This window comes from Paenibacillus paridis (genome assembly GCF_006345825.1).
Taxonomy (GTDB): domain Bacteria; phylum Bacillota; class Bacilli; order Paenibacillales; family Paenibacillaceae; genus Pristimantibacillus; species Pristimantibacillus paridis.
On the sequence record NZ_VCIX01000092.1, the window covers coordinates 522,032 to 547,724 of the forward strand.

Annotated in this window: 19 protein-coding genes; 16 read left to right on the top strand and 3 right to left on the bottom strand. The window is 48.8% G+C overall.

Annotated features, from left to right (window positions below; all coding sequences use genetic code 11):
- Positions 1-50: 50 nt before the first annotated feature.
- A complete protein-coding gene (locus FJQ58_RS24155; RefSeq protein WP_139997354.1) occupies positions 51-857 on the bottom strand; it encodes a helix-turn-helix domain-containing protein in 807 nt (268 codons plus the stop codon).
- Positions 858-970: 113 nt separating this feature from the next.
- Here FJQ58_RS24155 and FJQ58_RS24160 point away from each other — a divergent pair, with 113 nt between their 5' ends.
- Together FJQ58_RS24160 and FJQ58_RS24165 are read left to right on the top strand one after the other, a co-directional pair.
- Positions 971-1,780 (top strand): phytanoyl-CoA dioxygenase family protein, encoded by an 810-nt coding sequence (locus tag FJQ58_RS24160; protein WP_139997355.1) that lies wholly within the window; start codon positions 971-973, stop codon positions 1,778-1,780.
- A gap of 195 nt (positions 1,781-1,975) precedes the next feature.
- Positions 1,976-2,920, top strand: coding sequence for a D-2-hydroxyacid dehydrogenase (locus FJQ58_RS24165; RefSeq protein WP_139997356.1), 945 nt, complete (start codon positions 1,976-1,978; stop codon positions 2,918-2,920).
- Between the two features lie 128 nt (positions 2,921-3,048).
- Here the strand turns inward: FJQ58_RS24165 and FJQ58_RS24170 are convergent, their stop codons facing one another.
- Positions 3,049-3,423: a hypothetical protein gene (locus tag FJQ58_RS24170; protein ID WP_139997357.1), complete on the bottom strand. Its 375-nt coding sequence runs from the start codon at positions 3,421-3,423 to the stop codon at positions 3,049-3,051.
- Between the two features lie 230 nt (positions 3,424-3,653).
- Between FJQ58_RS24170 and FJQ58_RS24175 the strand changes: the two genes are divergently transcribed.
- From FJQ58_RS24175 to FJQ58_RS24205, 7 genes are all read left to right on the top strand, one after another.
- Positions 3,654-5,258: a response regulator transcription factor gene (locus FJQ58_RS24175; protein ID WP_139997358.1), complete on the top strand. Its 1,605-nt coding sequence runs from the start codon at positions 3,654-3,656 to the stop codon at positions 5,256-5,258.
- Positions 5,259-5,277: 19 nt separating this feature from the next.
- Positions 5,278-7,134, top strand: a complete 1,857-nt coding sequence (locus tag FJQ58_RS24180; protein WP_139997359.1) for a sensor histidine kinase — start codon at positions 5,278-5,280, stop codon at positions 7,132-7,134.
- Positions 7,135-7,157: 23 nt separating this feature from the next.
- On the top strand, positions 7,158-8,543 hold the full coding sequence (locus FJQ58_RS24185; RefSeq protein ID WP_238404317.1) for an ABC transporter substrate-binding protein: 1,386 nt from the start codon (positions 7,158-7,160) through the stop codon (positions 8,541-8,543).
- A 275-nt stretch (positions 8,544-8,818) separates the two neighbouring features.
- A complete protein-coding gene (locus FJQ58_RS24190; protein ID WP_139997360.1) occupies positions 8,819-10,438 on the top strand; it encodes an ABC transporter substrate-binding protein in 1,620 nt (539 codons plus the stop codon).
- A gap of 82 nt (positions 10,439-10,520) precedes the next feature.
- Positions 10,521-11,432, top strand: coding sequence for an ABC transporter permease (locus tag FJQ58_RS24195; RefSeq protein WP_139997361.1), 912 nt, complete (start codon positions 10,521-10,523; stop codon positions 11,430-11,432).
- 82 nt (positions 11,433-11,514) lie between these two features.
- Positions 11,515-12,351 carry a carbohydrate ABC transporter permease gene (locus FJQ58_RS24200; protein WP_238404433.1) on the top strand — a complete coding sequence of 279 codons (837 nt, stop codon included), beginning with the start codon at positions 11,515-11,517 and terminating at the stop codon, positions 12,349-12,351.
- Positions 12,352-12,566: 215 nt separating this feature from the next.
- The gene (locus FJQ58_RS24205) at positions 12,567-13,814 is read left to right on the top strand and encodes an MFS transporter (RefSeq protein ID WP_139997363.1); all 1,248 of its coding nucleotides are present in this window, start codon (positions 12,567-12,569) and stop codon (positions 13,812-13,814) included.
- Between the two features lie 67 nt (positions 13,815-13,881).
- Here FJQ58_RS24205 and FJQ58_RS24210 read toward each other — a convergent pair whose 3' ends face one another.
- The gene (locus FJQ58_RS24210; protein ID WP_139997364.1) at positions 13,882-14,925 is read right to left on the bottom strand and encodes an ROK family protein; all 1,044 of its coding nucleotides are present in this window, start codon (positions 14,923-14,925) and stop codon (positions 13,882-13,884) included.
- A gap of 238 nt (positions 14,926-15,163) precedes the next feature.
- Here FJQ58_RS24210 and FJQ58_RS24215 point away from each other — a divergent pair, with 238 nt between their 5' ends.
- The 7 genes from FJQ58_RS24215 to FJQ58_RS24255 all read left to right on the top strand — a co-directional run bounded on the left by FJQ58_RS24215 (position 15,164) and on the right by FJQ58_RS24255 (position 25,683).
- Positions 15,164-15,904 (top strand): immunity 51 family protein, encoded by a 741-nt coding sequence (locus FJQ58_RS24215; protein WP_139997365.1) that lies wholly within the window; start codon positions 15,164-15,166, stop codon positions 15,902-15,904.
- 126 nt (positions 15,905-16,030) lie between these two features.
- The gene (locus tag FJQ58_RS24220; protein ID WP_139997366.1) at positions 16,031-17,188 is read left to right on the top strand and encodes a GGDEF domain-containing protein; all 1,158 of its coding nucleotides are present in this window, start codon (positions 16,031-16,033) and stop codon (positions 17,186-17,188) included.
- Positions 17,189-17,409: 221 nt separating this feature from the next.
- Positions 17,410-18,414 (top strand): LacI family DNA-binding transcriptional regulator, encoded by a 1,005-nt coding sequence (locus FJQ58_RS24225; protein ID WP_139997367.1) that lies wholly within the window; start codon positions 17,410-17,412, stop codon positions 18,412-18,414.
- Positions 18,415-20,405: 1,991 nt separating this feature from the next.
- A complete protein-coding gene (iolD, locus tag FJQ58_RS24240; protein WP_139997369.1) occupies positions 20,406-22,271 on the top strand; it encodes a 3D-(3,5/4)-trihydroxycyclohexane-1,2-dione acylhydrolase (decyclizing) in 1,866 nt (621 codons plus the stop codon).
- Positions 22,272-22,293: 22 nt separating this feature from the next.
- On the top strand, positions 22,294-23,193 hold the full coding sequence (gene iolE / locus FJQ58_RS24245) for a myo-inosose-2 dehydratase (RefSeq protein WP_139997370.1): 900 nt from the start codon (positions 22,294-22,296) through the stop codon (positions 23,191-23,193).
- 13 nt (positions 23,194-23,206) lie between these two features.
- Positions 23,207-24,217, top strand: coding sequence for a 5-dehydro-2-deoxygluconokinase (gene iolC / locus FJQ58_RS24250; protein WP_139997371.1), 1,011 nt, complete (start codon positions 23,207-23,209; stop codon positions 24,215-24,217).
- Positions 24,218-24,237: 20 nt separating this feature from the next.
- Entirely contained in the window at positions 24,238-25,683 is a 1,446-nt protein-coding gene (locus tag FJQ58_RS24255; RefSeq protein WP_139997372.1) for a CoA-acylating methylmalonate-semialdehyde dehydrogenase, read from the top strand.
- Positions 25,684-25,693: the final 10 nt, after the last annotated feature.

Below are 25,693 nucleotides of genomic sequence, written 5' to 3' on the forward strand. Positions count from 1 at the left end.
GCCGACCGCTAATTTGATGGTCGGCTTGTTTGATTTTAGGCAGCAAACCATTACACGCGATACGTTTTTCTATAGGCGGAGGGGTTGATGCCGAACATTTTTTTGAAGCTTTTGCTCAAATGATGCTCATCCGTAAAGCCGCAGTGCTCGGCGATTTGGCTAAGGGTTAGCGAGGAATGGACCAGCAGCTGCTTAACTTTGTCCATTCGGAGGGTAGCGGCGTAGGTGCTTGGCGCCATGCGGAACTCTTGCTTGAAAAGCCTGGTGAGTTGAACCTGGCTTAAACCTAGCTCAGCTGCGATGGTTTTTAGGGATAACCCGAATTCCGCCTGCTGCTGAAGCCTATGCACGGCTTGCTGAAGCAGAGGGTCCTCACTGAACAGTGGAGTAGTCTGCTGGCCCGATAGTTCAATTTGCAGGAGGTAAAGCAAATCTTTCAGGAGATGTTTTTTGTACTCGCGGCCAAGGGCCGGATTCAAGTAACGGGCTTCGCGCAATTGAGAGAGGATGGAATGAAACCTCCTGTTGTTCATCAATCGAAGTTTCCTGGTCGGAGGGAAATCAGCTGCGTGCGATGAAGTGAAGCTTGTATCAGAATCGGATAGCCATTGGAATCCCAGAAGATGAAAGGATAAAAGGCTTGTTTTCCGATAAAAAGTCAGATCAGGCGGACACAGCACCATATCGTCTTTAACCGCCCGCCCGCTTTGGCCGCCCATCCTGTAGTCAAAGCTGCCATCTTCAACAATAAACAAGGCCCAGTGGTCATAAGTGTCATGTGTCTTCTGGAAATGCAAGGCATCCTTCACATAAACATGGTAATGCAGATCGGGCTCGCAGAATCGGGTCAGCTCCATAAAAGTCAGCTCCATCAGTGAAATTATATACAAGTAATTTAAGTTTTTCTTACATTATAACATGTTTGAACGTTAGATATAATTAAATTAAATACAAGAAGGAGGTATGATGCATGAAGACAACCGACCTAAATATTCCGGAATTGATGAAGCAATTTAATGAGGAAGGGTATTTGCTGCTACCGGGCGTTTTATCGCAAGAAAAGGTGGACCGGCTGAATGCCGCCATCGATGAAGTCATTGCGAGCGAGCCTGAAACGCTTGCCCACAATATCTATAACAGCGTTGAGCGTCATCCTGAAATCGCTTCACTCATCGATCAGCCGGAGATTTTGCCGCTTATCGTTAATTTGCTGGGACATAACATCCAACTGCATATCTCGCACTTGACGATTAGGAAGCCGAATCCTAGCGAGGCGCAGACGGCTTCGCACAGCTTTATCGATTGGCATCAAGATGGACCGCATCCGCAGTTTCCCGTTATTGCTGGCCTGACGGCAACCTATTACATTAAAACCTGCTATATTCTAAGCGACATGTCGGAACCGGATCGAGGCAATACGAAGGTGATACCGGGCAGCCATAAACGGCCTTACAATCCTAACAATAAAGATGTACGGCAGCAAGTGAACGGTGAAGTGCAGGTTTGCGGGAAACCGGGGGACGTATTCCTATTTGCGCAAAATCTATGGCATGCCGGTTCTCCGAATCGGTCCGAATTTACAAGACGGCAGCTGTTTCTGGGCTACAGCCCGATTTGGATGCGTCCAATCGATTACCACACAGCATCGGCGAGCCTCTTGAAGGATGCTGATCCGATCCGTCGTCAATTGCTAGGGCAAATCAGCGATAATCATTTTAAGTATTATGTTCCAGAGGATTCGATGGTACCTCTTAAATCGCTGCGAATTACCGAAGCTTAAGCAGGCAATGTAGCCCTTTATTTTACGCGATATCGTTGTCTAATCATTGTGCGAGAAACGGTTACCCTCCTCTAGCTGAGGACGGCGTAGCCGTTTCTTCGTATGCCATTTGAAAAATTTCATGTAAAATAAGTTTAAACATAGGTAAAGCAGAATTACTATATTTCGATTGAAGATGCAGAAGGAGGGATTGTTTTGCCAAAGGAACATCCAACGATATTGGTCTACTATAATGAACCTGAGAAATACGCCGAGCTGCTGAGGGAGCATGGCTATTCAACGATAAGAGTGGCTCGGACACCAGAGGAAGCAGCGGTGCAGCTAGCGGGAGCAGAAGTTATTTTATGCTGGAATTTTCCTGAGACTTTGTTGTTCACGCCGGAGGCTTCATCGGTAAAATGGATTCAATCGATCGGTGCGGGCGTTGATCATTTGGTAACCAAAATTCCGGAGCACATCACGGTAACCCGAATTGTCGATCAATTCGGCGCCATGATGGCTGAATATAGTTTGGGCTATATGTTGTTTCATAATAAAGGGATGGCCCGGCTGCTTGCGTCTCAGCATAATCGCAAATGGGAACCATTCCGTGCGGATACTTTGGAAGGTAAGGTGCTCGGCATAGCCGGCCTTGGCTCGATTGGTTCGGAAATTGCGGAAAGGGCTCTAGCGTTCAATATGGTCGTGCACGGACTTAGCCGAGGAGCCGATAAAGCGGGTCGGGTTGATGTTCATTTTCTGGCTTCGGAATGGAAGGCCTTTGTGAAGGAGTTGGATTATCTGGTGCTCACGCTGCCGTTAACCGCAGATACTCATCATACCATTGACCGCGAGCTATTAATGGAGATGAAACCGGAGGCTTGTCTCATTAACATCGGCCGGGGAGGGCTGATTGTTGAAGAGGAGCTGGTTGAAACGCTTCAAGTTAGACCAAGCTTCACAGCAGTACTCGATGTATTTGAAAAGGAGCCTCTTGCCGAAGACAGTCCGCTCTGGACACTTCCGAATGTCATCATCACACCTCATGTGTCGGGCCAAAGCAGGTTTGCGGAGGTAGGAAGGTACTTTGTAGAGAACCTTGCATTATATGCCGAAGGGGCTGCCTTGAAAGGGACGGTAAATCAAAGTAGAGGCTATTAACTGGGCAATCGCGCTGCTTGCGACCTATTTCAGGGAAGCCGTACGAATATTCTTCTATTGAAACAGAAGCTTCTTACAAGTTCTATGAACTCATAAGAAGCTTCTACTGTTTCTAGCAGGCCTAAAGATTACCGATGTGAGGACGGTTTACGCTTTGCTGTACTGCGCTTTGCAGCGGATGCCGCTGTACGTGCCGTTTTCCTTATTTTTTTGTGTCTTGGTTTCGTTTTTTTGACAGGCACGCTGCTTACGAACGCTTTGGGACCGAGGAAAGAACTGACCATGCTGAACGCCGGCCGCATTTGCTGGAAAAATCCAAAAACCTTTTGTACTTTACCCATCATGGACATGATGCCGTCGAATCCGCCAAGCCGCGTAACCATTGATTCTTGTCTGTTCGAAACGGGTTCGACCATGGTCTCTTCGGTACTCGCCTCCTCCACAGCCATCTCGCTTTCAGCTGGAAGAATGGCATCGGTGCGGGCCTTTATCCGTTTTTTCACTCCGAATCACCTCCTATACGCTATGATAAATACCGGAAGTATTCTCTATGAACATTTGCGACGCTGTATCTCTATAAGATATTCCGAGCCGCATCTATCGGTATAGTTAATCATCCAAAAAGATTCTCCTTATCCAACTATTTTCTCCCGCAGCTTCATTCCAAATCTCATAGTCAAACGCTACAATAAAATAGATGGTTGTAACGTACTACAGCTAAGGGGATGATCGTATGCTTGCCTTGAAAATGGAAATTTTGGTCGTTGACGATGAACCCAAGCAGCGGCGCGGCTTGGCGGCGATGGTTCGCTCGCTGCGCCCGGATTATAAAGTGCATGAAGCGAAAAATGGGAAGGAAGCGCTGGAGCTTGCCCAGAACCGCAGGCTGGATATCGTATTTACGGATATTCAGATGCCGCTGGTCAATGGAATAGAATTTTTGAGAGCCCTCAACGATAAGGGAACGCCAATTCCGAAGGTTGTTTTTGTAAGCGTATTCCATGAGTTCGAATATGCGCAGCAGGCGCTTCGTTTGGGGGCAAGGGACTACCTAGTTAAGCCTGTCATTTCAGAAAATCTGGAACCGATTCTATCGGATATGGAGAAACAGTTCAAACGCGAGAGCAGTCTTCAATCGGAGAAAAAGAGCTTGGACGAGCAGCTCGCCCATACAAAACCGGTATATATGGACCTTCTGCTGTACAAATGGATGACACAGGACTTGCAGCCTGCGGAGTGGAGCGACGTAAGACGCCATTTCCCCTTGAATGGACATGGAACCGTGCTCATCCTTCAATCAAATTCAAGCGGCCAGACGGAAGAAGAGCTGGAATGGAAGAGTATGCTGAAGCGGGCGATTACTCAGACGAATACGAAGTGCGCGGAGCTTATTGTCGCTGCTCCCGAGCATGAGAAGGAGCTTCTTTACGTCATTGCATTTTGGAGTCCTAACCGCTCGGGTACTGAATGCCTGGACGTGCTGCGCAAGACGCTGACCCAGCTAGGAAATGTTTATAGCCGTTCCATTAGCGTAGCAGTAGGGAAGGAGTCGGCGTCTATTGAAACCGATATACGGCTATGCTGCGAGAGCGCCAAAACAGCGCTGCAATACCTTTACTATTTTCCGGAAGGGACATGGTTAAACACGCATGAACTGCAAAGCTTGCTAAAAAATGAGACAAGCTTGCTGCTTGCGACGAAAGATGCCGACATTCTAGAGAAAGCCGTATCCGAGAATCAGCTGGAACTTGCCATTTCTACACTTACTTCCCTATTGCATAAAATGGCAGCTGCCTATCCGACTCCCTTCCGGTTGAAGTGCAATGTGACGCAGCTGCTTTTAACTTGCATGAAACGGATCGAGCTGGTGATGGATGAAGAAGGCTACCGGCAGCTCGGCAGCCGGATCGATCAAGAGCTGTATGCTACAGACACTTTCCAGAAAACGCTGGATACCGCAGCTTTGCTGCTTGCCGATATGATTAAGCAAATGAAAAATGACAAGTCCTCACGAAGCGAAATGATTATGCAAAAGTGCAGGGAGTTCGTTGAAAACCATCTGCATGAGGATCTGGGACTGGAAATGGTGGCGCAGCGTTTTTTCTATAACCCTTCTTATTTCAGCATTTTGTTTAAAAATAACTTTGGGCTTTCCTTTACCGATTTTCTCGTGAAAACACGAATGCAGAAGGCACGCAGCCTATTGCTGCAATCGGAGCAGAAGGTCGTTGATATCGCAAGGCAGGTCGGTTACAAAGACATTAAATATTTTAACAAGGTTTTCAAAAAAATGTTTTTGTACTCGCCCGAAGAATTCCGAAGAATGTTCTCATCCTGATTAAAACGAGGCTAAAGCGATGCGCATCCTAAGAAAAATGGCGGGTATGGCTGCCAACGCAAAATTTCGTATCAAGCTGTTAGTTTCCTATTTTTTGCTGGTCAGCTTTATTATTTTGGCGCTTGGTTTTGCTTATTACCAGATCAGTGCCCGTAATATGCTGGCTAATGTGAAGGAAAGCTTGGGCAATGTTGTCATTAATAACAATCAACTGCTAGATGAGAAGCTGCAGTACATCCGCGACAAAAGCGAAATGCTTCCGATCGACAATGAATTGTATCAGGTCATTACCGAAGCGGACGAGGCAGATAATGAGTCCTTGTTGAAGGCAGACCGGCGCATTACGCAAATCTTGTTCAAATATTTTGGCGGAGACACGGATATTTATGCGTCATTCATATTGACGCCTCCCTATAATTTCGGCAATACAGCGAGAATGTTCGTGATGCCCGAGGCTTTTTTTGCGTCCGCTTTATATAGGAAGGCTGTAGCAGGCAAAGGGGATCTGGTATGGGTACCGACCTATCGATTTGCTGAAACGCTGGGTGAGAAAGAAATGTCAGGGCTGGACTTTGAGTTCAGCAAGCTGGTATCGGCAGTCAAACAGCTCAATCTTACCTTTATCGATGAGAAGGGCATCTTTCATGCACTGCCCCAAACGATGCAAAAGCCTGTACTCATGATCAATTTGACGCCTGATTACGTGGGGAAATTATTCGCGGATTATGCGCGGCAAAGCGAATTCCGCCATTTATCGTACGGCATTTTGGATGAAGGAGGGGCGGTCATCATTGGCTCCGATCCAGGCCGCGAAGCAAGCGAGGAGCCGCCATCCTGGCTGGGCGAAGCAAAGGCGATGAAATACGGCAGCATTCAGAGAACCATTGACGGAGCAAAGATGGTGGTCAGCTTTAGCCGGATGGAAAGCACGGGATGGATTTCCTATATTAAAATTCCTGTGAAAGATGCGCTGCAGGATTTAAATGCGCTGCGCAGATATTCCACCTTTTTCTTTATCCTCATGCTGGTTGTCTCTATTCTTCTTGCCTATGGAATGTCGGTATTTATTACAAAGCCGATCAGCCGAATGAAGAAAGCGATGAAGCTAATGGAGCGCGGCAACTTTCATATTCATATCTCCGAGCAGGGGCGGGACGAGTTTGGCCACTTGATCCGGACGTTCAACCATATGAATGACCGCATTCAGACGCTGATTGAAGAAAACTACGCTTCGCGCTTAAGGGAAAAGGATGCGGAGCTGATGGCGCTTAATCTCCAGCTTAACCCTCATTTTCTCTATAATACGCTTACGACGCTTTATTGGATTGCGATAGAGAATAATCAGAAGGAGATGAGCCTGATTATTCACCATTTAGCGGATATGCTGCAGACCTCGACGCGGAACAAGAAGGAGACATGGCCGCTGCGGACGGATTTGGACTGGTTGAATAAGTACATTTATATTATGTCCAGCCGATTCGAGGAGCTGTTCCGCGTTGAAATGGATGTTGAGGAGGGGCTAATGGATAGGGAAGTGCCTAAGCTGTTCTTGCAGCCGTTTGTTGAAAATGCGATTATTCACGGGTTTGCCGAGAAGGAGCAGGGCGGAATAATCGAGATCAAAGGCTGGTCTGAGGGCGAAATGGTCTTCTTCACCGTTGCGGATAACGGCAGAGGGATCGAGAAAGAGCAGATCGATCAACTACGGTCGGGCAAGATAGGCTCGACCGGCATGCCGAATGTAGAGAAACGGATCAAGCTGCTGTATGGCAGCCAATATGGGCTGGCTGTCCATTCCAATGAAGGCAGCGGGACGACCCTTGTTATTCGAATGGGGAGGTTTCCCGGCAAGCAGGACAAAACGGAGGTTCAATGATCAAGGAAAGGAGGGAGCGAAGTGTGAAGAAAAATAGGAACGCAGTATTGGTCATGCTGTGGCTAGTCTTGCTGCTGATGATTGCGGGTTGCCGCGAGCCTGACCTCGCATCGCCTAACACCGCAGTGAATCAGGAACCCGAGTCTCGCGGTAAGGAGAAAGTGGTCTTGACCTACGCATCCTGGGGTTCTCCCAATGAGAGGCAGGCCAAGGAGCGCATGATTAAAGCTTTTATGGAGAAATACCCTTGGATTACGATACGGTATATGTATGAGCCGGGCGACTATACGACCAAGCTTACGACCATGTATGCAAGCAACAAAGCGCCAGATGTATTCATACTCTACAAGCATACTGCGCTGCAATGGGCCGAGCAAGGCAAGCTTTATAATTTGCAAAGCTTTCTGGCCTCCGATGCGGAAATTAATGAAAGCTCCCTCATTTCGAATTCAATCATGTACTGGGATCAGAATAAAGTAGCGGGAGTCAAGGTCGCCGAGGAATCGTTTGCGCTTTATTATAATGCTGATCTGTTTCGGGAAGCAGGCGTAGAGCTTCCTCCGTCCAAAGCGGCAGACGCTTGGACTTGGGAGCAATTTGTGCTGACGGCAAAAAAGCTGACGATCGACCGCAATGGCCATAATGCGCTTCATCCGGAGTTCGATGCCAGTCATATTACGCAATTTGGCGTACGCTTCAATACATGGATGTGGCATTTAATGGTGCCATCCAATAATACAAGCATTATCTCTCCGGATGGAAGCCGGATGAATTTGGACGATCCGGCTGTTATTGATGCCGTTCAAAGACTGGCTGACTTGATTTATGTTCATCATGTCGCACCATCGCCGGTGCAGGAGAAAAATCTTCCTCAGCCCGCCTTGGCTATGCAAAGCAGAAAGGTGGCCATGAACCTCGATGGGCAATGGGTCCAGCTTGATCTTGGCGCAGCGGGCGTTAACTATGGCGTGGGTGTCCTCCCGAAGCTGAAGACGAGTAAGACGATTCAGTTCGGCGAACCTTTGGTTATGTCATCCACAACGAAACATCCGAATGAAGCGTGGCTCTTTTATAAGTGGCAGCTGGATGCTCAGAATTCTCTCGATTTACATGCCAGCGGGCTGTGGATGCCGATCTTGAATGATTATTATTCGAAACCTGACCTTATCGCGCAGTGGGCAGAGGTAAAGCCGGGCCATCCTGACGGCTATAGCGATGCGGTGATGAGGCAGACGATTGAGAATGGCGTTAATTCATATGATTATTATCTCAAAAACAATGAAAATATTTCGGCGATTTTGCATCCCGTGCTTGATCAGGTTTGGCTGGGCAAGACCAGTGTCAAGGAAGCCTTTGAAAGCGTCTCGGCTAAGATCGATGCCACATTTCAAGGAACGTATCCGCAATAACCAACGCAGTGGGCCTACGGCATAGCCGAGGCCTTTTTTTTTTGGTTTGGCTGGGTTCACCCAGCTTGGTATGCGCCTATTCGGGTACCTAATGATTATCACCGAAATCCAATGATTTTCCGTATTGTCCGTGATGTAAACGCTTGCTAACATAAAGGCTGTCAAGAGCTGCAGCGAAAGACAAGCTAGCCTGATCCGGTACAGGGGGGCAGCGATCGAATGAGGTCACACTTATTTGTAAGCGATATCAGAATAGAAAAGGGAGGCGCTTTACCATGAAAAAAACGTTGAGCCTTGTTCTGACAGCATGTTTGTTAACGTTATTGCTTGCAGCCTGCAGCAATAACGGCGGTAATCAGGAACCGCAGAAGACAGGAGAAGATAAAGAAAATCCCGGCGGCGCGAAGGTAAAGCTAACCGCGATTATAACAAAGCACCCGTTGACGAAGCCGCTAGCAGAGATGGAATGGCTTCAAAAGGCAGAGGAAGCTGCAGGCGTGGACATTGAATGGCAAGAAATTACGGCGGACTGGGAGCAGAAGAAAGGGACCATGCTGGCGAGCGGCGATACGGCAGATTTATTCGTAGGGCCGAACGTCATTACGGATGCCGATTTTGCCCAATTTCAAGGCCTCTTCCAGGATTTGACCGAGCTGCTGCCGGAAGCGCCGAATGTGCAGAAGATGTTCGATGAAAAACCGGAAACGAAAATCATTGCGACGCAGCCGGACGGCAAAATATACGGCTTGCCCAAATACCAGCGGTTTTGGCCAGCGTCCGCTTCAAGGCAATATATTAACCAAACCTGGCTTGATCAGCTTGGCCTGAGCATGCCAACCAACTGGGATGAGCTCTACGATGTGTTGGTCGCCTTCAAAGAAAAGGATGCGAATGGCAACGGCGATCCGAATGATGAAATTCCGATGGATTGGCCAGGCGGAATCGGCGGCTTCTTCAACCCCGCAGTGCTGCTCGGCGGCCTTGGCATCACCTTATCGGACGGTAGCGGACAAGGTTACTTCGTGGAAGACGGCAAAGTGAAAAACTTCCTAACCGATGAACGCTATAAGAAAATGGTTGTTTTCCTTAACAAGCTTTACAAAGCCGGACTGATTAACCCGGAAGTATTCACCCATGATTATACGAAGTTCCAATCGGTTGCTCGCGGCGAGGGAGACCTAGCGAAGGTCGGCTTTACGTGGGGATGGGTAGCCTCGGACCGTTTCGGTGAGCAGCTAGCGCCGCAATATACGTCCATGTCCCCTCTCAAAGAATCAGCTGGTTATTCCGGCAAAATCTCCTGGAGCTACGACTTTGCTACGTTGAATTATGGGGTTAACCAGATCGTCATGTCAGCCAAAACGAAAAACAAGGAAGCGGCGATGCGCTTTATTAATGAACTTTATAAGCAGGAAGTAAGCATGCAGGTGCTCTTCGGCTCTCTTGGGACGAATATCAAGGATAACGGCGATGGCAGCTATGCCGTTCTACCGCCTGCGGATGAGAAGATGGACCCCGGCACCTGGAAGTGGACATCCACTTGGGCAGATAACGGGCCGATGTACCTGCCAGATGCGCTTGATTTGACGCTGGGCAAGGATATGCAGGAGGTGCTTGTGCAATCAGAGCCGCTTAGCGACGCCTTAGCGGTCGATACAGCATCGGATGTTTTCCCGGCCATGTTCATTAAGTACACAACAGCCGACAACAACACGATGAGCCTGAACAATACGAATGTGATGAATCTCGCTAACACGAATTTTGCCAAATGGGTAACCAAAGGCGCAGTAGAGGCCCAGTGGGATGAATATGTGAAGCAAAGCAAAAAAGCCGGCCTGGATCAAAATATCGAAATCATGCAGAAATATTACGATGACTATATGAGCAAAAAATAACTAGAAGCAAGGCAAGAAGCTATGCCGCTCTAATGCAGGGCATAGCTTCTTTTGTTCAAAGAAACGAAGGGGGAAACAGCTTATGGGCTCTCGTTCTATCTTCAGCACCTTCAAACGGGATTATCAGCTATGGATTATGGTCTTTCCGGCGATCGCCGTCATTCTTATTTTTAATTATATTCCGATGTACGGCATTCAATTGGCATTTCGGGACTTTGATTTCAGCAAAGGGCTTACCGGCGGCGAATGGCGAGGCCTCTTTTATTTCAAGCAGTTTTGGGAGAGCTTCCTGTTTACCGATTTGATGAGGAATACGTTTATGATCAGCTTCACCTCGATTATTATCGGTTTTCCTGCACCGATCCTGTTGGCGCTGGTGCTTAATCAGATTCGCAGAAAAAAAATGAAGCAGCTGATGCAGACGACGGTTTATTTGCCTCACTTTATTTCGATTATTGTACTGGTGGGTATGATGAATGTCCTGCTGTCGCCGGAAACAGGCATTGTCGGATATTTCATGAAGTCCGTCGGTTTTGGAGATATCAATTTACTGGCGTCGACCTCAACCTTTATTCCGGTCAATATCATTTCGGAGATTTGGCAGCATTGCGGCTGGAACAGCATTATTTATTTGGCGGCGCTGTCGACCGTCGATCCGCAGCTATATGATTCGGCCAAAATGGACGGGGCAAGCCGGTGGCAAACGATACGCTATATCGATTTTCCGGCACTCATTCCAACGATCGTTATTTTGTTTATTTTAAGCATGGGCAACATTCTCAGCACGGGCTTCGAGAAAATTTTTCTCATGCAAAATTCATTGAATCTGCCTGTATCCGAGGTAATCGCCACCTATGTGTACAAGATCGGTATCGTATCCAACCAATTCAGCTATGCTTCAGCCATCGGCCTATTCAACACGCTTATTAATTTTATTTTCTTATTTGCCATGAATGCCATTTCCAAAAAAGCTTCCAACACGAGTTTATTCTAACGGGCTGCCTAAGGGAGGACTGCTTGTGATCCGCGAACGTTTAAATGGTAGTGAAATTTTGTTTAGGGTTGTTTTGTCTGTCATGTGCGTCCTCATTTTTTTGTCTATTATTTATCCGCTTTATTTTATCGTGATTGCTTCCATAAGCGATTCCACCCTTGTATCCACCGGGAAAGTACTGTTTATGCCCAAAAACATCAGTTTTTTTGGCTATAATCAAATTTTTCAAGATGGCCGCATTTGGAATGGCTATCGCAATACTGTCTTTTATACGCTCGCGGGAACTTTTGTGAATCTATTAATTACTCTGCCCGCTGCTTATGTGCTGTCCAGGCGCGAATTCCGTGCCAGACGGCTGATCATGATTGTTTTTGTCATTACGATGTTCTTTAACGGCGGCTTGATTCCGACTTATTTGCTAATGAAAGACCTTCATTTGACCAATACGATGTGGATGTTTATTTTACCGTTTTGCGTAAACGTATTTTATCTCATTATTGCGCGAACCTTTTTTGAATCGTCCTTGCCCTCGGAGCTGTATGAAGCGGCCGCGATCGACGGCTGCTCGCATTTCGGATTTTTTGTCCGCATTGCGCTACCGTTATCCAAAGCGCTGATCTCCGTCATCGGATTATATTATTTAGTTGGCCATTGGAATGATTTTTTCACGGGGCTGATCTATATTCGCGACAATAAGCTGCAGCCGCTGCAAATCGTCCTCAGAGATATTTTATTATCGAACCAGGTCTTTCAAAATGGGGCAGGCACGGGCGGTGCAGCCGGAGGGTATGCGCAAAAATACGCGGATCAGATCAAATACGGCGTCATTATCGTATCTACGCTGCCGATTCTAGTCATCTATCCGTTCCTGCAGAAATATTTTGAGAAAGGGGTATTAATCGGTTCGGTAAAGGGTTGAGTGATCCTGAAAAATACAGGCGATCGGAGCAGGAGGTTTATAAGACATAGGTCTTATAAGCCTTTTTTTTGTTGCGATTCAAACACGGAGGGGTTAGGAAAAAAATCCGTTGTATTTCGCTTTGGCCTATGGTAAAGTCGGAAAGAAATTTAACATCTTTAATAAGTGACATCCCATTATTCCGTAATGAGCGATGACTGAAGGGATTTCTCACCATGAACAATGATTTAAAAGCGAAGCCGAAAATCAGCAAGGCCTATGCGATGCAGCTGGCGACCATCTTCCTCGGGTTTATCATTTTCGGCATTTCAGAGAACATTAAAGGCCCGGCGATTCCGCGAATTCAATTCGATTTTCATTTGGATGAGATGCAGCTTGGCACGCTATTGTCGCTCAATGCGCTTGGTTACTTAATCGCCTGCTCCTTTACGGCTGTGCTTACGCATAAGCTTGGCATTAAAGCGGTAAGTCTGATGGCATTCGGCTTGATGCTGATCTCAGGCATCCTCATATTTTTCTCTCATAGCTATCCTGTGTTTTCCTCTTCCTATTTCTTAATGTATATCGGCAATGGAATGCTGGAAATCGGTTTGGCTATTCTCGGTGCGCGAATTTTCGTAAAAAATACAGGTACGATGATGAACTTATCGCATTTTTTCTACGGACTAAGCTCTACGGTCGCGCCAATGATTGCATCGGGCTTGATGAGCGTAAGCTTGTTTGGCCATATGCTGGATTGGCGAGGGATGTATCTCGTTATGCTCTCCTTGTCTATCCTGCCCATGATTCCAGCTTTTTTGAGCCGGTTTCCGGGCGATGACCTGGCCATGGAGGACCGGATTCCGCTCAAAAGCCTGGTACGTGATCCCGCTTTGTGGCTGCTGGTGCTGATCCTTTCATTCGGGGTAGTTTCCGAGCTGGCTGTCGGCGGATGGCTGGTCAATTTTTTGGAGAAAGCCTATAAGTGGGATAGCGTTTCCGCGTCCGGCATGCTGTCCATTTTCTTTCTGTGCTTCTCGGCAGCGAGGCTGCTGCTCGGACCCGTAACGGATAAAATCGGCTTTAACCTCTCGCTTATTATTTTTGCGGCGGTGTCTGCTGTCTGTACCTTCATTGCCATACTTGGCGGAGAATCGGCAGCTTTCTTATTTGCAGCAGCAGGTATCGGGATTGCGCCTATTTATCCGACGGTTATGGCGTTTATCGCGAAGAGATATCCACGAGGAAGCGACACGGCGATTACGTTTACCGTTACGCTGATGGGGATTGGCAGCGTCATTGGCAATTATTTGATCGGGGCGATTATGAAAGTAGTCCGTAATAGCTACGGAGCGGATACGGAGCTGGGATTGCTGCGCGGATTGCAGGCGGGTTATGGCTTTATTGGGCTGTGCGCTTTGATATGCGCGATATCGGGCTGCTTCCTTTACCGTTACCTGAAGGCGCGCAATGAGCTGATCTAGGAAACGGAAGAAGAGCCATCAATCTAAGGATACGAATGATGGCTCTTCTTGCGCGCAAGGATAGAAATTATTGCGGATTCATCAGTTGTTGGAGCGCAAGCTGCTGGAGCCCATGAAGGTAGTCAAGCTCAAAATCGCTGATGACAAGCTGCGGAATATGAGCTTCCGGAACATAGCTGGCGCAGCATTGTTTTATGAGGAGAAGCTCGTCGGGCTCGACATCCCCGCTGCAAAAGATGACGGCATGCGGATTGATAATCGCAACGAACGCGGCAACCAAGCGGCTCATAGCGTCAATGATGGCGGGAGGTTGCCCGTTCTCTGGGCCTGCTGCCTCGAACTTTGCAGCATGGCGGCTGCGCTGGACAGCCTCCAAAAAGTTGTATTGGTCATATTGAGGCACAAAGCTGACCTCTCCCGAGAAAAAGGTGCTTCCCCGCAAAATATCCCCGTTTAGAAATATGCCGGCACCGGGACCGTTTTTCCCTAAATAGACATAAGCAATAGTCTCGTGTAAGGCTCTCCCACTCCGGCTATGATAGCCGAGTACGGCAGCATTCATATCATTTTCGGCTTCCAGGACAATGGAAAAGCGCTTCTCATACAGAGATTTTAAATCCAATTGCGCGAACTTATCATACGAAGGGATGAAAAAAATGCTCCCGTTCCTTACCGAGCCGGGAACGCCAATGGCGACCGCATGAATGCCCGGCTTACTCGCCATGACTGCTTGCAGCTGCAGTGTGAGCGCTTCAGGGCCTTCCTCTAGCACGCTAGGTTGCTTGAATCGCTCGATCGTTTCGCCGACGTAATTGATGACCGAATAGACGCTTTCCTCATTTTCCAAATAAAGTGCCAGCCCTAGCCGAAACTCCTTATGTAGTGCGTATCTTGCTGGGCGCCGGCCTCCGCTGGATTGATCGATGCCTGTCAGGATGACCTCGCCGCTTTGCTCCATTTGCTCTATGGCTTTGCTGACGGTTGGGAAGCTGATCTCCGTCTGCTGGCTAATTTCCACCTTTGTTGCATCCCCAAGCTCAAGCAGCGTATGCCGAATTTGGCCATGAATGGCTTGATTCATTTTTTTGGGCGCTATAAATGGTTCTCTCATTTGGTTCACCCCAGGTCATGTTTGCATACGGATTGCCGTCCGCATAGGCGGGTTATCGATTTATCGCCATCATATATCATTTAGGTATGCCGAGCAACCTTGGGCCGCCCGCTGCCAAAGGGTTGAATTGGTTCTATAGGCGGTTTATTTTCGTTACCGTTGTGTTTATATTAATTAGGTAGCATATTCCATTTCATAGGCGCAAGGCGACCTAACTAACTGAAAAGAGGTTGTATATTTGAATCCAGACCTGTTAAAGCAGCTTAATCTATGGCATCAGAAAGACCAGTATAACCGGATTATAGCAACAATCGAGGAAATACCTGCGGCGGAACGCGACTATGAGCTTGTTTGCCAGCTGGGCAGAGCATTAAATAACGAGGACCGGTATGAGGAAGCCATTGCTGCTTTTCGGTCGGTCGAGGAGCAGGGTGCCACGGACTCGCTTTGGTATTACAGGCTGGGTTATGCTTATTATTATAGCAAAAAATATAAGGATGCGGTCGCTGTCCTTGAGCAAGCGTTAAAGCTGCAGCCGGGGGATTCAGATTGCCAAAGGCTGCTGAACTGGAGCAGTAGTAAGCTGAAGGAATCGGATCAAATAGAAAATTTGGCAGACCAGACAACTGCTGTACGGGCCGATGACGACGAGTTGGCTCCCTTTACACTGGTATCGCATGACAACGGCAGCGTTTCGCTCATTTTGTCAGTGGGTGGCTACAAAAACGATATTTTCGAAGCAAGGGCTGAGGAAGGCTTTGAAGGAAACGGATATGATTGGGCTTCGCTGGCTGCTGTTTTTCTAGAAGAAAAAATGCCGGAGCTCGCAGCGACCATTCATTTTGACCCGGAGGCGGGTATGTTCGCTGCCTACACCAGCGATAAGGAAGCGATGGCAAACTTTGCGAAAGGATTTAAACAGGCCTGCGAAAATAATGCGCTCATCCATGATTTGTTTTCGAGAGCAGAGCTGGATTGATTAAGCGCGACATGCTGTGCAATATTACCAACTGAAATATGAACAAAAAGAAAATGAAAAATGATACCACATCTAGTATAATTAATATCATTAGTCATTTCATATAAGTTGGTGCTGAGCTTGCTAATGTCGCTTGATATGAATACGGTATTTATTTTAATCGTGCTCGGTCATTTGTTTTCGGTCGTATTGATAAGCGCTTATTGGCGTACGCATACTAAGGATCGGACATTGAATATTTTTCTGCTGGCGAAAGTGCTGCAAGGCATGGCATGGCTGTTTATTATTATGCGCAGCGGAGTGCCGGACGTAATCACGGTGACGATTGCGAACTCTCTCCTTTTTGCCGGTTTTTCTCTCGAAGCGGTTTCTTTGCTCAAGCTTCAGCAGGTTTTTCAGAGATCAACTAAAATCGTCTATATTGTGCTGACCGCTGTCATCGCCATTAGCTTTCATTTGGTTGTCATCATCCACAACGTAGAAAATGTTAGAGTCGCCGTTGCTTCATTGGGAACGGCCAGCCTGATGGTATGGCCCGCTTACAAACTGCTTCGGTTCAGGCAAAGTTCGTTAATGATGAAAATTATCGGATTATTGTACGCTACGGCCATCCTTAGCCTGATTGGCAGAGCTTGCATTGCTTTGAATTTTCAAGAGACTATCGGTTTGTATAAACCCGGCATTTATCAAAATCTAGCTTTTTTATCTTTATTTCTTATTATGTTTATTGGCAATACAGGTTTTGTATTGCTGCTGAAAGAGAAAGTTGATCACGAATTGCTGCGTCTTGCCCATTACGATGACCTGACCGGCATTTTGAATCGGCGCACCTTTGTTATGCATGCGAACCAATCTATTACGCAGCATGCCAAAACAAAGGACCCCCTTACGTTGGTGTTATTCGATATCGATCATTTTAAGCAAATAAACGATACGCATGGCCATCATGCGGGGGACCGCGCCCTTCAGCAGCTTACGGAGCAAATTCGTCTCCAGTTGCGAGGGGCCGATTCCTTCGGTCGGTATGGGGGAGATGAATTCGCAATCTTACTGCCCGGCACGGATGAAGCGGAATCTGACAGATTGGTGGAACGTTTTAGAAATGCGATTGCGCAAACGAGCATTCCTGAGATTCCAGGGAAGTTATCTATCAGCCTTGGAGTCGTTACGTTGGTCCCGGATCGCGAGACCAGCCTTGAATCGTTATACAAGCTATGCGATCGGGCATTATATGACGCGAAGGAGAAAGGGCGCGACGGAGCGGTTCGCACTTGCGTGGCGTAGGCTGAGCATGAGAGCGTACTGACTATGCCTTTTTCAATTAGGTTCCTGGCTATCCAATAGCGAGGAGCTTTTTTTATTTTAGCCGCTGCGCTCGAATGGATGAAGCTGAGTGTTTGCAAGTGGGTTCAACCGTTTTGCTACTTTGGGAGGCAGCTTGCCAAAATGGCATTCGGTCTTCATAATGAGGGAAAACCTATACGATGGCTAAATGAGGAATATTAATGAAAATTACAATATACGATGTAGCCCGAGAGGCTGGAGTGTCCATAGCTGCTGTATCCCAGGTCATTAACGGCAAAGGGAAAATTAGCGAGCAGCGCAGGCATGAAATTTTTCAGGTAATGGAGCGCTTGAATTACCAGCCAAGCGTCATCGCCTCCGCACTTACCGGCAAGAAGACATTTACGATTGGGTTGCTTGTCCCGGACATCTCCAACCCGTTCTTTGCGGAAATCGCACGCGCGGTAGAGGATCAAAGCCATCATCTCGGCTACAGCCTCTTTATATGCAGCACAGACAATAAGAAGGAACGCGCGGAGAGATACCTGTCGCTGATGCAGCAGAAACGCGTGGACGGCATGATTATCGGAACCGGAATCGCTAACAAAAGCACACTAGCCAGTTTAGTTAAAAGCAAGGTTCCTGTGGTTGTAATTGCCCGTGAGGCGAAGCTGGCCGCCAAAACAGTCATCATTGACGATTTTTGCGGCGGAGGGATGGCGGCGAGCCATTTGCTTGAGCAAAACCATGTCCGTGTTGGCGTATTGGCAGAAAATGAAGAGGTCAGCAGCAGCAGGGAACGGATCAGAGGGTTCCTGTCCATTTGGGAGCAAGCTGGGCTGCAGGTGGAGCCGGGCTTGATCCGCGCCTGTGGCGATGAACTGGTTCGCGATGGGAAGACGCAAGCGGGCGAGTTGCTTCGCTCGCCGAATCCGCCTACGGCATTGTTTTGCTGCAACGACCTGCTCGCAATCGGAGCGCTGCAGGCCGCGAAGGAGCTGGGCGTCCGGGTGCCGGAGCAGGTATCCATTATCGGCTTCGACAATACCATTCTTGCAGAGGTAACGGATCCTCCGCTTACAACCGTTGCGCAGCCAACGAAGGAAATGGGCCAGCTGGCCGTAGATTCGCTGGTTGCGATGCTGGAGGATGGCGATCGGGATGATAAGCGGATCGTGCTTCAGCCAGAGCTTGTCGTAAGGCAGTCGACTGCAATGAGACAGTAGAGTAGGCGTGCCTCGGGGACAGCGGTATGGAAGGGCGGGCGTTGGGGAGGTTTTTCTCGTCACCCCCTTGAGCAATACGTCCCTTGAAAAAGGGCTTATCGAGTAGGGGCTAACCTTTGCTATTGAAAATAACTTCGTTTAACGGTAATTTATTCCGTTAATTTCAACGATTTTCTTCCGTCTCGGCTGATATGGTCGAATTAGAGGGAGGATTTCCTGTTATTTGCTTAAAAGAAAAGAAAACGCTTCAATTAGCGGTAATTTATCCCGTTAAACGGGATTTCATTGGAGAGTAATAGGAATTAACGGGAATTTGTCCCGTAAATTTCAACGATTCTCTGCTTTCTCGGTTGATGTGGTCGAATTAGAGGGAGGATTTCCTGTTAATTGCTTAAAAGAGCAGAAAACGCTTCAATTAGCGGTAATTTATCCCGTTAAACGGGATTTCATTGGAGAGTAATAGGAATTAACGGGAATTCGTCCCGTTAATTTCAACGATTCTCTTCTTTCTCGGCTGATGTGGTCGAATTAGAGGGAGAATTTCCTGTTAATTGCTTAAAAGAGCGGAAAACCCTTTATTTAGCAGGAGAAATTCCTGATAAATCAAATAGAGAGAAGTCACCAATAGTGTGGCTTTTTTCTTGTTTTATTATTAGTCAAAAGCTGTTATTCCATATTGCTATTAGGTTTCAATCGGGTGCAATGATTTCTGTTAGTGGACTATTTCGCTATACGTTCATGTACAGGAGTTGGCTTACGATGAATGCTCCTCTTTAAAACACTTTTTGATTATTGCATAAAAACTGACTATTTGCTCCACCTGCGTAGTATGGATCAACAAATTGAATTCCGTCATCTTCCCAAAACAAACTTCGTTCATGTCAAATGTGCTTGGCAGATCATATTTCAAAGTTTTATTACCGCCGCATGGGCATGCAAATTCCCACGAACCCACGAACCCACGAACCCACGAACCCACGAACCCACGAACCCACGAACCCACGAACCCACGAACCCACGAACCCACGAACCCACGAACCCACGAACCCACGAACCCACGAACCCACGAACCCACGAACCCACGAACCCACGAACCCACGAACCCACGAACCCACGAACCCACGAACCCACGAACCCACGAACCCACGAACCCACGAACCCACGAACCCACGAACCCACGAACCCACGAACCCACGAACCCACGAACCCACGAACCCACGAACCCACGAACCCACGAACCCACGAACCCACGAACCCACGAACCCACGAACCCACGAACCCACGAACCCACGAACCCACGAACCCACGAACCCACGAACCCACGAACCCACGAACCCACGAACCCACGAACCCACGAACCCACGAACCCACGAACCCACGAACCCACGAACCCACGAACCCACGAACCCACGAACCCACGAACCCACGAACCCACGAACCCACGAACCCACGAACCCACGAACCCACGAACCCACGAACCCACGAACCCACGAACCCACGAACCCACGAACCCACGAACCCACGAACCCACGAACCCACGAACCCACGAACCCACGAACCCACGAACCCACGAACCCACGAACCCACGAACCCACGAACCCACGAACCCACGAACCCACGAACCCACGAACCCACGAACCCACGAACCCACGAACCCACCACTCCACCACCAACAAACATTCACTTCCTATGGTTACAACAAACCGTTTCTGAAATAAACGATTGGGACATATACATATACATATGCCTATACAGTACTTAGATTGATTGTTAGATATCAGTACTTCAAAAGATCGTTATAGGATTACGATATTTCAATACGCCGGGGAATGGACAGCAACTTTTAGGGCAAGACGTGAGGAGGATCATGTTTGCAGCGTTTAAAAAAATAAAAAGATTGCCGGAGCTGAACTTTTGGTGTATATTAAGGTCAATTAAGCGCTTTACCTTGTTAAGTTAAGCGCTATACCGATTTGTGGAGGGAGCATCATATGAACAAGATACGGTTAACGATGGCACAGGCATTGCTGCGTTTTCTTGATAATCAATATGTATCGGTTGATGGCAAGGAAACCAAATTCGTGCAGGGCATCATGGGCATTTTCGGGCATGGCAACGTTACGGGGCTGGGTGAAGCGATTGAGAGAAGCCCAGGAGAGCTGACCTTTATTCAAGGCAAGAACGAGCAGGGGATGGTCCATGCTGCAACCGCTTACGCCAAGCAGAGGAACCGTCTTCAAATTTATGCTTGCACATCCTCCATTGGACCTGGCGCTTTAAATATGGTAACGGCTGCAGCAACGGCTACAGTCAACCGAATTCCGGTCCTGCTGCTGCCTGGCGATAATTTTGCATCAAGGCAGCCTGACCCTGTTCTTCAACAGCTTGAGGTTGTATCTGATTATACGGTTTCTGCCGTTGATGCTTTTAAGCCCGTGAGCAAGTTCTGGGATCGTATCGTACGTCCGGAGCAGCTCATGCAAGCTGCTTCGCAAGCGATGCGCGTGCTGACGGATCCAGCAGAAACAGGAGCAGTTACGCTGGCTTTGCCACAGGATGTACAGGCAGAAGCTTACGATTACCCGGCGGCATTTTTTGAGAAAAAAGTACATTTCATCGATCGCCGTTTGCCTACGCCGGAATCACTGCAGCGTGCAGTGGATTTGATCGCGAAGAAGCGCAAACCGCTTATTATTGCAGGCGGAGGCGTGCTTTACTCCAGTGCATCGAAGGAGCTGGCAGAGTTCGCAGAAGCATTCGGAATTCCGGTAGCGGAGACGCAGGCAGGAAAAAGCTCGCTGCCTTGGAATCATCCGCTTAATGTCGGCGCGGTTGGCGTGACAGGAACGCTTGCCGCGAATCGGTTGGCTGCCGAGGCCGATCTCATTATTGGAATAGGCACGCGTTATTCTGATTTTACTACCTCTTCTAAATCTGCATTCCGCAGCGAAGACGTGCAATTCGTGAACCTGAACGTAAGCAGCTTCGATTCATTCAAGCTTGATGGCGTTGCCGTTACTTGCGATGCCCAAGCCGGCTTGCAAGGACTGCGTTACGCGCTTGCTGAATTGAGCTATCACTCCGGTTATGGCGACAATGAAGTCGCGGAGCTTAAGCAGCAATGGGATGCAGAGGTTGACCGGCTTTACGCCGCAGAGCATGAGGATGGGCTGGCGCAGACAAGAGCGCTTGGCGTCATCAACGAAACCCTCGGCGATTCGGATATTATTGTCTGTGCCGCAGGCAGTCTGCCAGGCGATTTGCACCGGGTGTGGCGCTCGGTTGAGCCGAAAACGTACCATATGGAATACGGCTTCTCATGTATGGGTTATGAGGTTAGCGGTGCGTTTGGCGCTGCACTTGCTGAGCCCGATAAGGATGTATATGCGATTCTCGGCGATGGCAGTTATCTGATGCTGCATTCGGAGCTTGTGACGAGCATTCAAGAAGGCCGCAAATTCACGGTGCTTCTGCTTGATAATCACGGTTATCAGTGTATTCACAATTTGCAAAGGGGCCATGGCAGCGACGGCTTCGGCAATGAATTCCGTTTCCGTACAGAAAAAACTGGCGGATTGAAAGGCCAGTATATGCCGATTGATTTCTCGGCGCATGCGCGCAGCATGGGCGCTGCAACCTTTAAAGCGACAACGGCGGAAGAGCTAAGAGAGGCATTGCTGCTTGCCAAGGACGAGAAGGGCACGACGCTCATCGAGATTCCGGTCGTTCCAGGCACGAATACCTCTGGTTATGAATCCTGGTGGAACGTCGGTGTTCCCGAGGTTTCCGTAAGCGATAAGGTTGCCCGGGCACATAAGGAAATGAAACAAAATATTGATGCAGTCAAACTTATCTAATCGAGTAGAGGAGAAATTACCGATGAGCCAATTCCCTTTCAAGCTCGGCATACACCCGATTAATTGGGTCGGTGAAGATGTGAAGGAGCACGGAGAAGACACAACCTTCGAGCAAATCGTAGATGATATTCAAGCGCTTGGCTTGACAGGAACGGAAATGGGAAGGAAATACCCAGCAAATCCGGCAGTACTGAAAGAAGAGCTCGCAAAGCGCGGCATCAGCCTCTCTTCCCAGTGGAAAACCGTCTTGTTCTCGGACCCGGCTTACAAGGAATCCGAGCTTGCCGATTACCGTGAGCATGCCAAGTTCTTGCAAAGCATGGGCAGCAAGGTGATTAGCACCTGTGAAGGCGGGGGCTCGCTGCATTTCGATGCGCGGCGCACGCCGAATGAGACGGAAGTGCTGCGTCTGGACGAAGCGGGCTGGAGAAGCCTCGCCGACGGGTTAAATGCGGCTGGTGCCATCGCCCAGGAATACGGCCTCAAGCTGACGTACCACCATCATGGAGGCACCGTCATCGAAAGCCCAGAAGAGATCGACCGGCTTATGGAGCTGACTGATCCATCGCTAGTCTATCTGCTGTTTGATACCGGCCATGCCTATTATGGCGGCGCTGATCCACTTGAGGTACTCCGCAAGCATTACGACCGTATTGCCTATGTCCATTTGAAGGACATTCGGCCGGAGGTGCTGGATCGCTCGCGCGCAGAGCAAGCTGACTTTGTCACTTGTATCCGCAACGGAGTATTTACAGTTCCTGGTGACGGCTGTATCGATTTTGAACCGATAATCAAGGAATTAGTTACCCGCGGCTACGATGGCTGGGCGATGCTTGAAGGCGAACAGGACCCTGCCGCGCATCCCGCTTACGAATACGCGAAGCAATCATTGCTTTATTTGAATTCCCTGAAGACAACGTAAAGGAGGATGCAGCATGCAGCAAGTGACTTTTCCAAGCGGCAAACCGCTTGATTTTGTAGCTATCGGGCGCCTATGCATCGACTTGAATGCAAACGAGATTAACCGTCCAATGGAAGAAACGATGACGTTTACGAAGTACGTCGGAGGCTCGCCGGCGAACATTGCGATTGGCATGTCCCGTCTCGGGCAGAAAACGGCTTTTATCGGGAAAATCGCCAATGACCAGATGGGCCGTTTTATCTCTACTTATTTGCAGAGAGAAGGCATCGATACGTCGAGCGTATCCGTAGACGACACTGGAGCCGTAACCGGCCTTGCTTTTACCGAAATTAAGAGCCCGTCCGAATGCAGCATTCTCATGTACCGCGACAACGTGGCTGATTTGCTGCTGAAGCCCGAAGAGGTAAGCGAGGAAATAATCGCACAAGCGAAAATGCTGCTCATCTCCGGTACGGCTTTGGCGCAAAGCCCTTCGAGAGAGGCTGTTTTCCAAGCACTTGAATACGCGAAGAAGCATGGCGCAGTGATTGCATTTGATCTTGATTACCGGCCATATACGTGGAAATCGGCGGAGGAAACGGCCGTGTATTACAACTTGGCTGCCGAGAAATGCGATATTCTGATCGGAACGCGTGAAGAATTCGACCAAATGGAAATGTTCGAGAACAATCCTACGCACGATGACCGCGTGACTGCGACCAAGTGGTTCAGCTATTCAGCTAAGATTGCGATCATCAAGCACGGCAAGGAAGGCTCGATTGCTTATACGAAGGATGGCTCGGAGCATCGTGCCAAGAGCTACCCCGCCAAGGTCATCAAAACCTTTGGTGCCGGCGATTCTTACGCGGCCGGTTTTCTGTACGGCGTCATGCAGGGCTGGACACTAGAGAAAAGTATGGAATACGGCAGCGCGGCGGCATGTATCGTCATCTCAAGCCATAGCTGCTCGGACGCTATGCCAACTACGGAACAAGTAAACGATTATATAAAGCGCTGCGAACGCGGTGAAATTACTGCTTCATAAGCCGAGAGGAGAGCGACAAAATGGTAAACACATTAAAAAATTATATCGGCGGAGAATGGGTGGAGGCTTCGACGACAGAGGTAGAGGCAGTCGTCAATCCGGCGACGGAAGAGACGCTTGCGAACGTACCTTTATCAACGAAAGAGGATGTCGACAAAGCGGTCCTTGCAGCCAAACAAGCCTTCCAAAGCTGGAGCAAAACACCGGTACCGAAACGTGCGCGCGTATTGTTCAAATATCAGCAGCTGCTTGTTGACCACTGGGAAGAGCTTGCGCAGCTAATTACGAAAGAGAACGGAAAAAGCTACAGCGAAGCTTACGGCGAGGTGCTTCGCGGCATCGAGTGCGTAGAGTTTGCGGCAGGAGCGCCAAACCTGATGATGGGCAAGCAATTGCCGGACATCGCTTCCAACATCGAATCAGGCATGTACCGCTATCCGATTGGCGTCATCGGCGGCATTACGCCATTCAACTTCCCGATGATGGTGCCTTGCTGGATGTTCCCGCTAGCTATCGCTTGCGGCAATACCTTTGTATTGAAACCATCGGAGCGTACGCCGCTACTCGCTCAGCGCTTGGCAGAGCTGTTTGCCGAAGCTGGTTTGCCTGCCGGCGTGCTTAACGTCGTACACGGAGCACGCGATGTTGTAAACGGAATTTTGGAGCATAAAGATATCGCTGGGGTATCCTTCGTCGGCTCGCAGCCGGTTGCCGAGTATGTATACAAAACAGGTACGGCAAACGGCAAGCGCGTGCAAGCGCTGGCTGGCGCAAAAAATCATTCTATCGTGCTTCCGGATGCGGATCTAGACCTTACCGTGAAAGAAATCGTTAATGCTGCTTTCGGCTCGGCCGGCGAGCGCTGCATGGCTTGCGCGGTTGTGGTAGCGGTTGGCGAAGTTGGCGATACGCTCGTAAGCAAGCTAACGGACGCTGCTAACAAAATCACCATCGGCAACGGCATGGAGGAGAATGTATTCCTTGGACCGGTCATTCGCGGCGGGGCTAAAGAAAGAACGCTCCATTATATCGAAACAGGCGAGAACGAAGGCGCCTTACTTGTTCGCGACGGACGCAAGGACGCAGCAACTGACGGAGAAGGTTACTTTGTTGGACCAACGATTTTCGATAACGTAGAAAGCGGCATGAAAATTTGGCAAGATGAGATTTTTGCACCAGTACTTGCGATTGTACGCGTTGCAACGCTGGAGGATGCCATTGCCCTTGCGAACAAATCCGACTTCGCTAACGGTGCTTGCCTATTCACGTCGAACGGCAGCAGCGTTCGCCAATTCCGCGAGACAATCGACGCAGGCATGCTTGGCATTAACCTAGGCGTACCGGCGCCAATGGCATTCTTCCCGTTCTCGGGGTGGAAAAAATCGTTCTACGGCGATCTTCATGCCAACGGAACCGATGGCGTAGAGTTTTATACTCGCAAGAAAATGGTGACGGCTCGGTGGTAACCCTTGTATC

Bases quoted from the DNA above. Each gene is read 5' to 3' on its own strand.
- FJQ58_RS24225 (WP_139997367.1), top strand. From the start codon at position 17,410: ATGAAAATTACAATATACGATGTAGCCCGAGAGGCTGGAGTGTCCATA.
- FJQ58_RS24220 (WP_139997366.1), top strand. From the start codon at position 16,031: ATGTCGCTTGATATGAATACGGTATTTATTTTAATCGTGCTCGGTCAT.
- FJQ58_RS24175 (WP_139997358.1), top strand. From the start codon at position 3,654: ATGCTTGCCTTGAAAATGGAAATTTTGGTCGTTGACGATGAACCCAAG.
- FJQ58_RS24205 (WP_139997363.1), top strand. From the start codon at position 12,567: ATGAACAATGATTTAAAAGCGAAGCCGAAAATCAGCAAGGCCTATGCG.
- FJQ58_RS24160 (WP_139997355.1), top strand. From the start codon at position 971: ATGAAGACAACCGACCTAAATATTCCGGAATTGATGAAGCAATTTAAT.
- iolC (WP_139997371.1), top strand. From the start codon at position 23,207: ATGCAGCAAGTGACTTTTCCAAGCGGCAAACCGCTTGATTTTGTAGCT.
- iolE (WP_139997370.1), top strand. From the start codon at position 22,294: ATGAGCCAATTCCCTTTCAAGCTCGGCATACACCCGATTAATTGGGTC.
- FJQ58_RS24255 (WP_139997372.1), top strand. From the start codon at position 24,238: ATGGTAAACACATTAAAAAATTATATCGGCGGAGAATGGGTGGAGGCT.
- FJQ58_RS24200 (WP_238404433.1), top strand. From the start codon at position 11,515: ATGTGCGTCCTCATTTTTTTGTCTATTATTTATCCGCTTTATTTTATC.
- FJQ58_RS24155 (WP_139997354.1), bottom strand. From the start codon at position 857: ATGGAGCTGACCCGATTCTGCGAGCCCGATCTGCATTACCATGTTTAT.
- FJQ58_RS24190 (WP_139997360.1), top strand. From the start codon at position 8,819: ATGAAAAAAACGTTGAGCCTTGTTCTGACAGCATGTTTGTTAACGTTA.
- FJQ58_RS24180 (WP_139997359.1), top strand. From the start codon at position 5,278: ATGCGCATCCTAAGAAAAATGGCGGGTATGGCTGCCAACGCAAAATTT.
- iolD (WP_139997369.1), top strand. From the start codon at position 20,406: ATGAACAAGATACGGTTAACGATGGCACAGGCATTGCTGCGTTTTCTT.
- FJQ58_RS24195 (WP_139997361.1), top strand. From the start codon at position 10,521: ATGGGCTCTCGTTCTATCTTCAGCACCTTCAAACGGGATTATCAGCTA.
- FJQ58_RS24210 (WP_139997364.1), bottom strand. From the start codon at position 14,925: ATGAGAGAACCATTTATAGCGCCCAAAAAAATGAATCAAGCCATTCAT.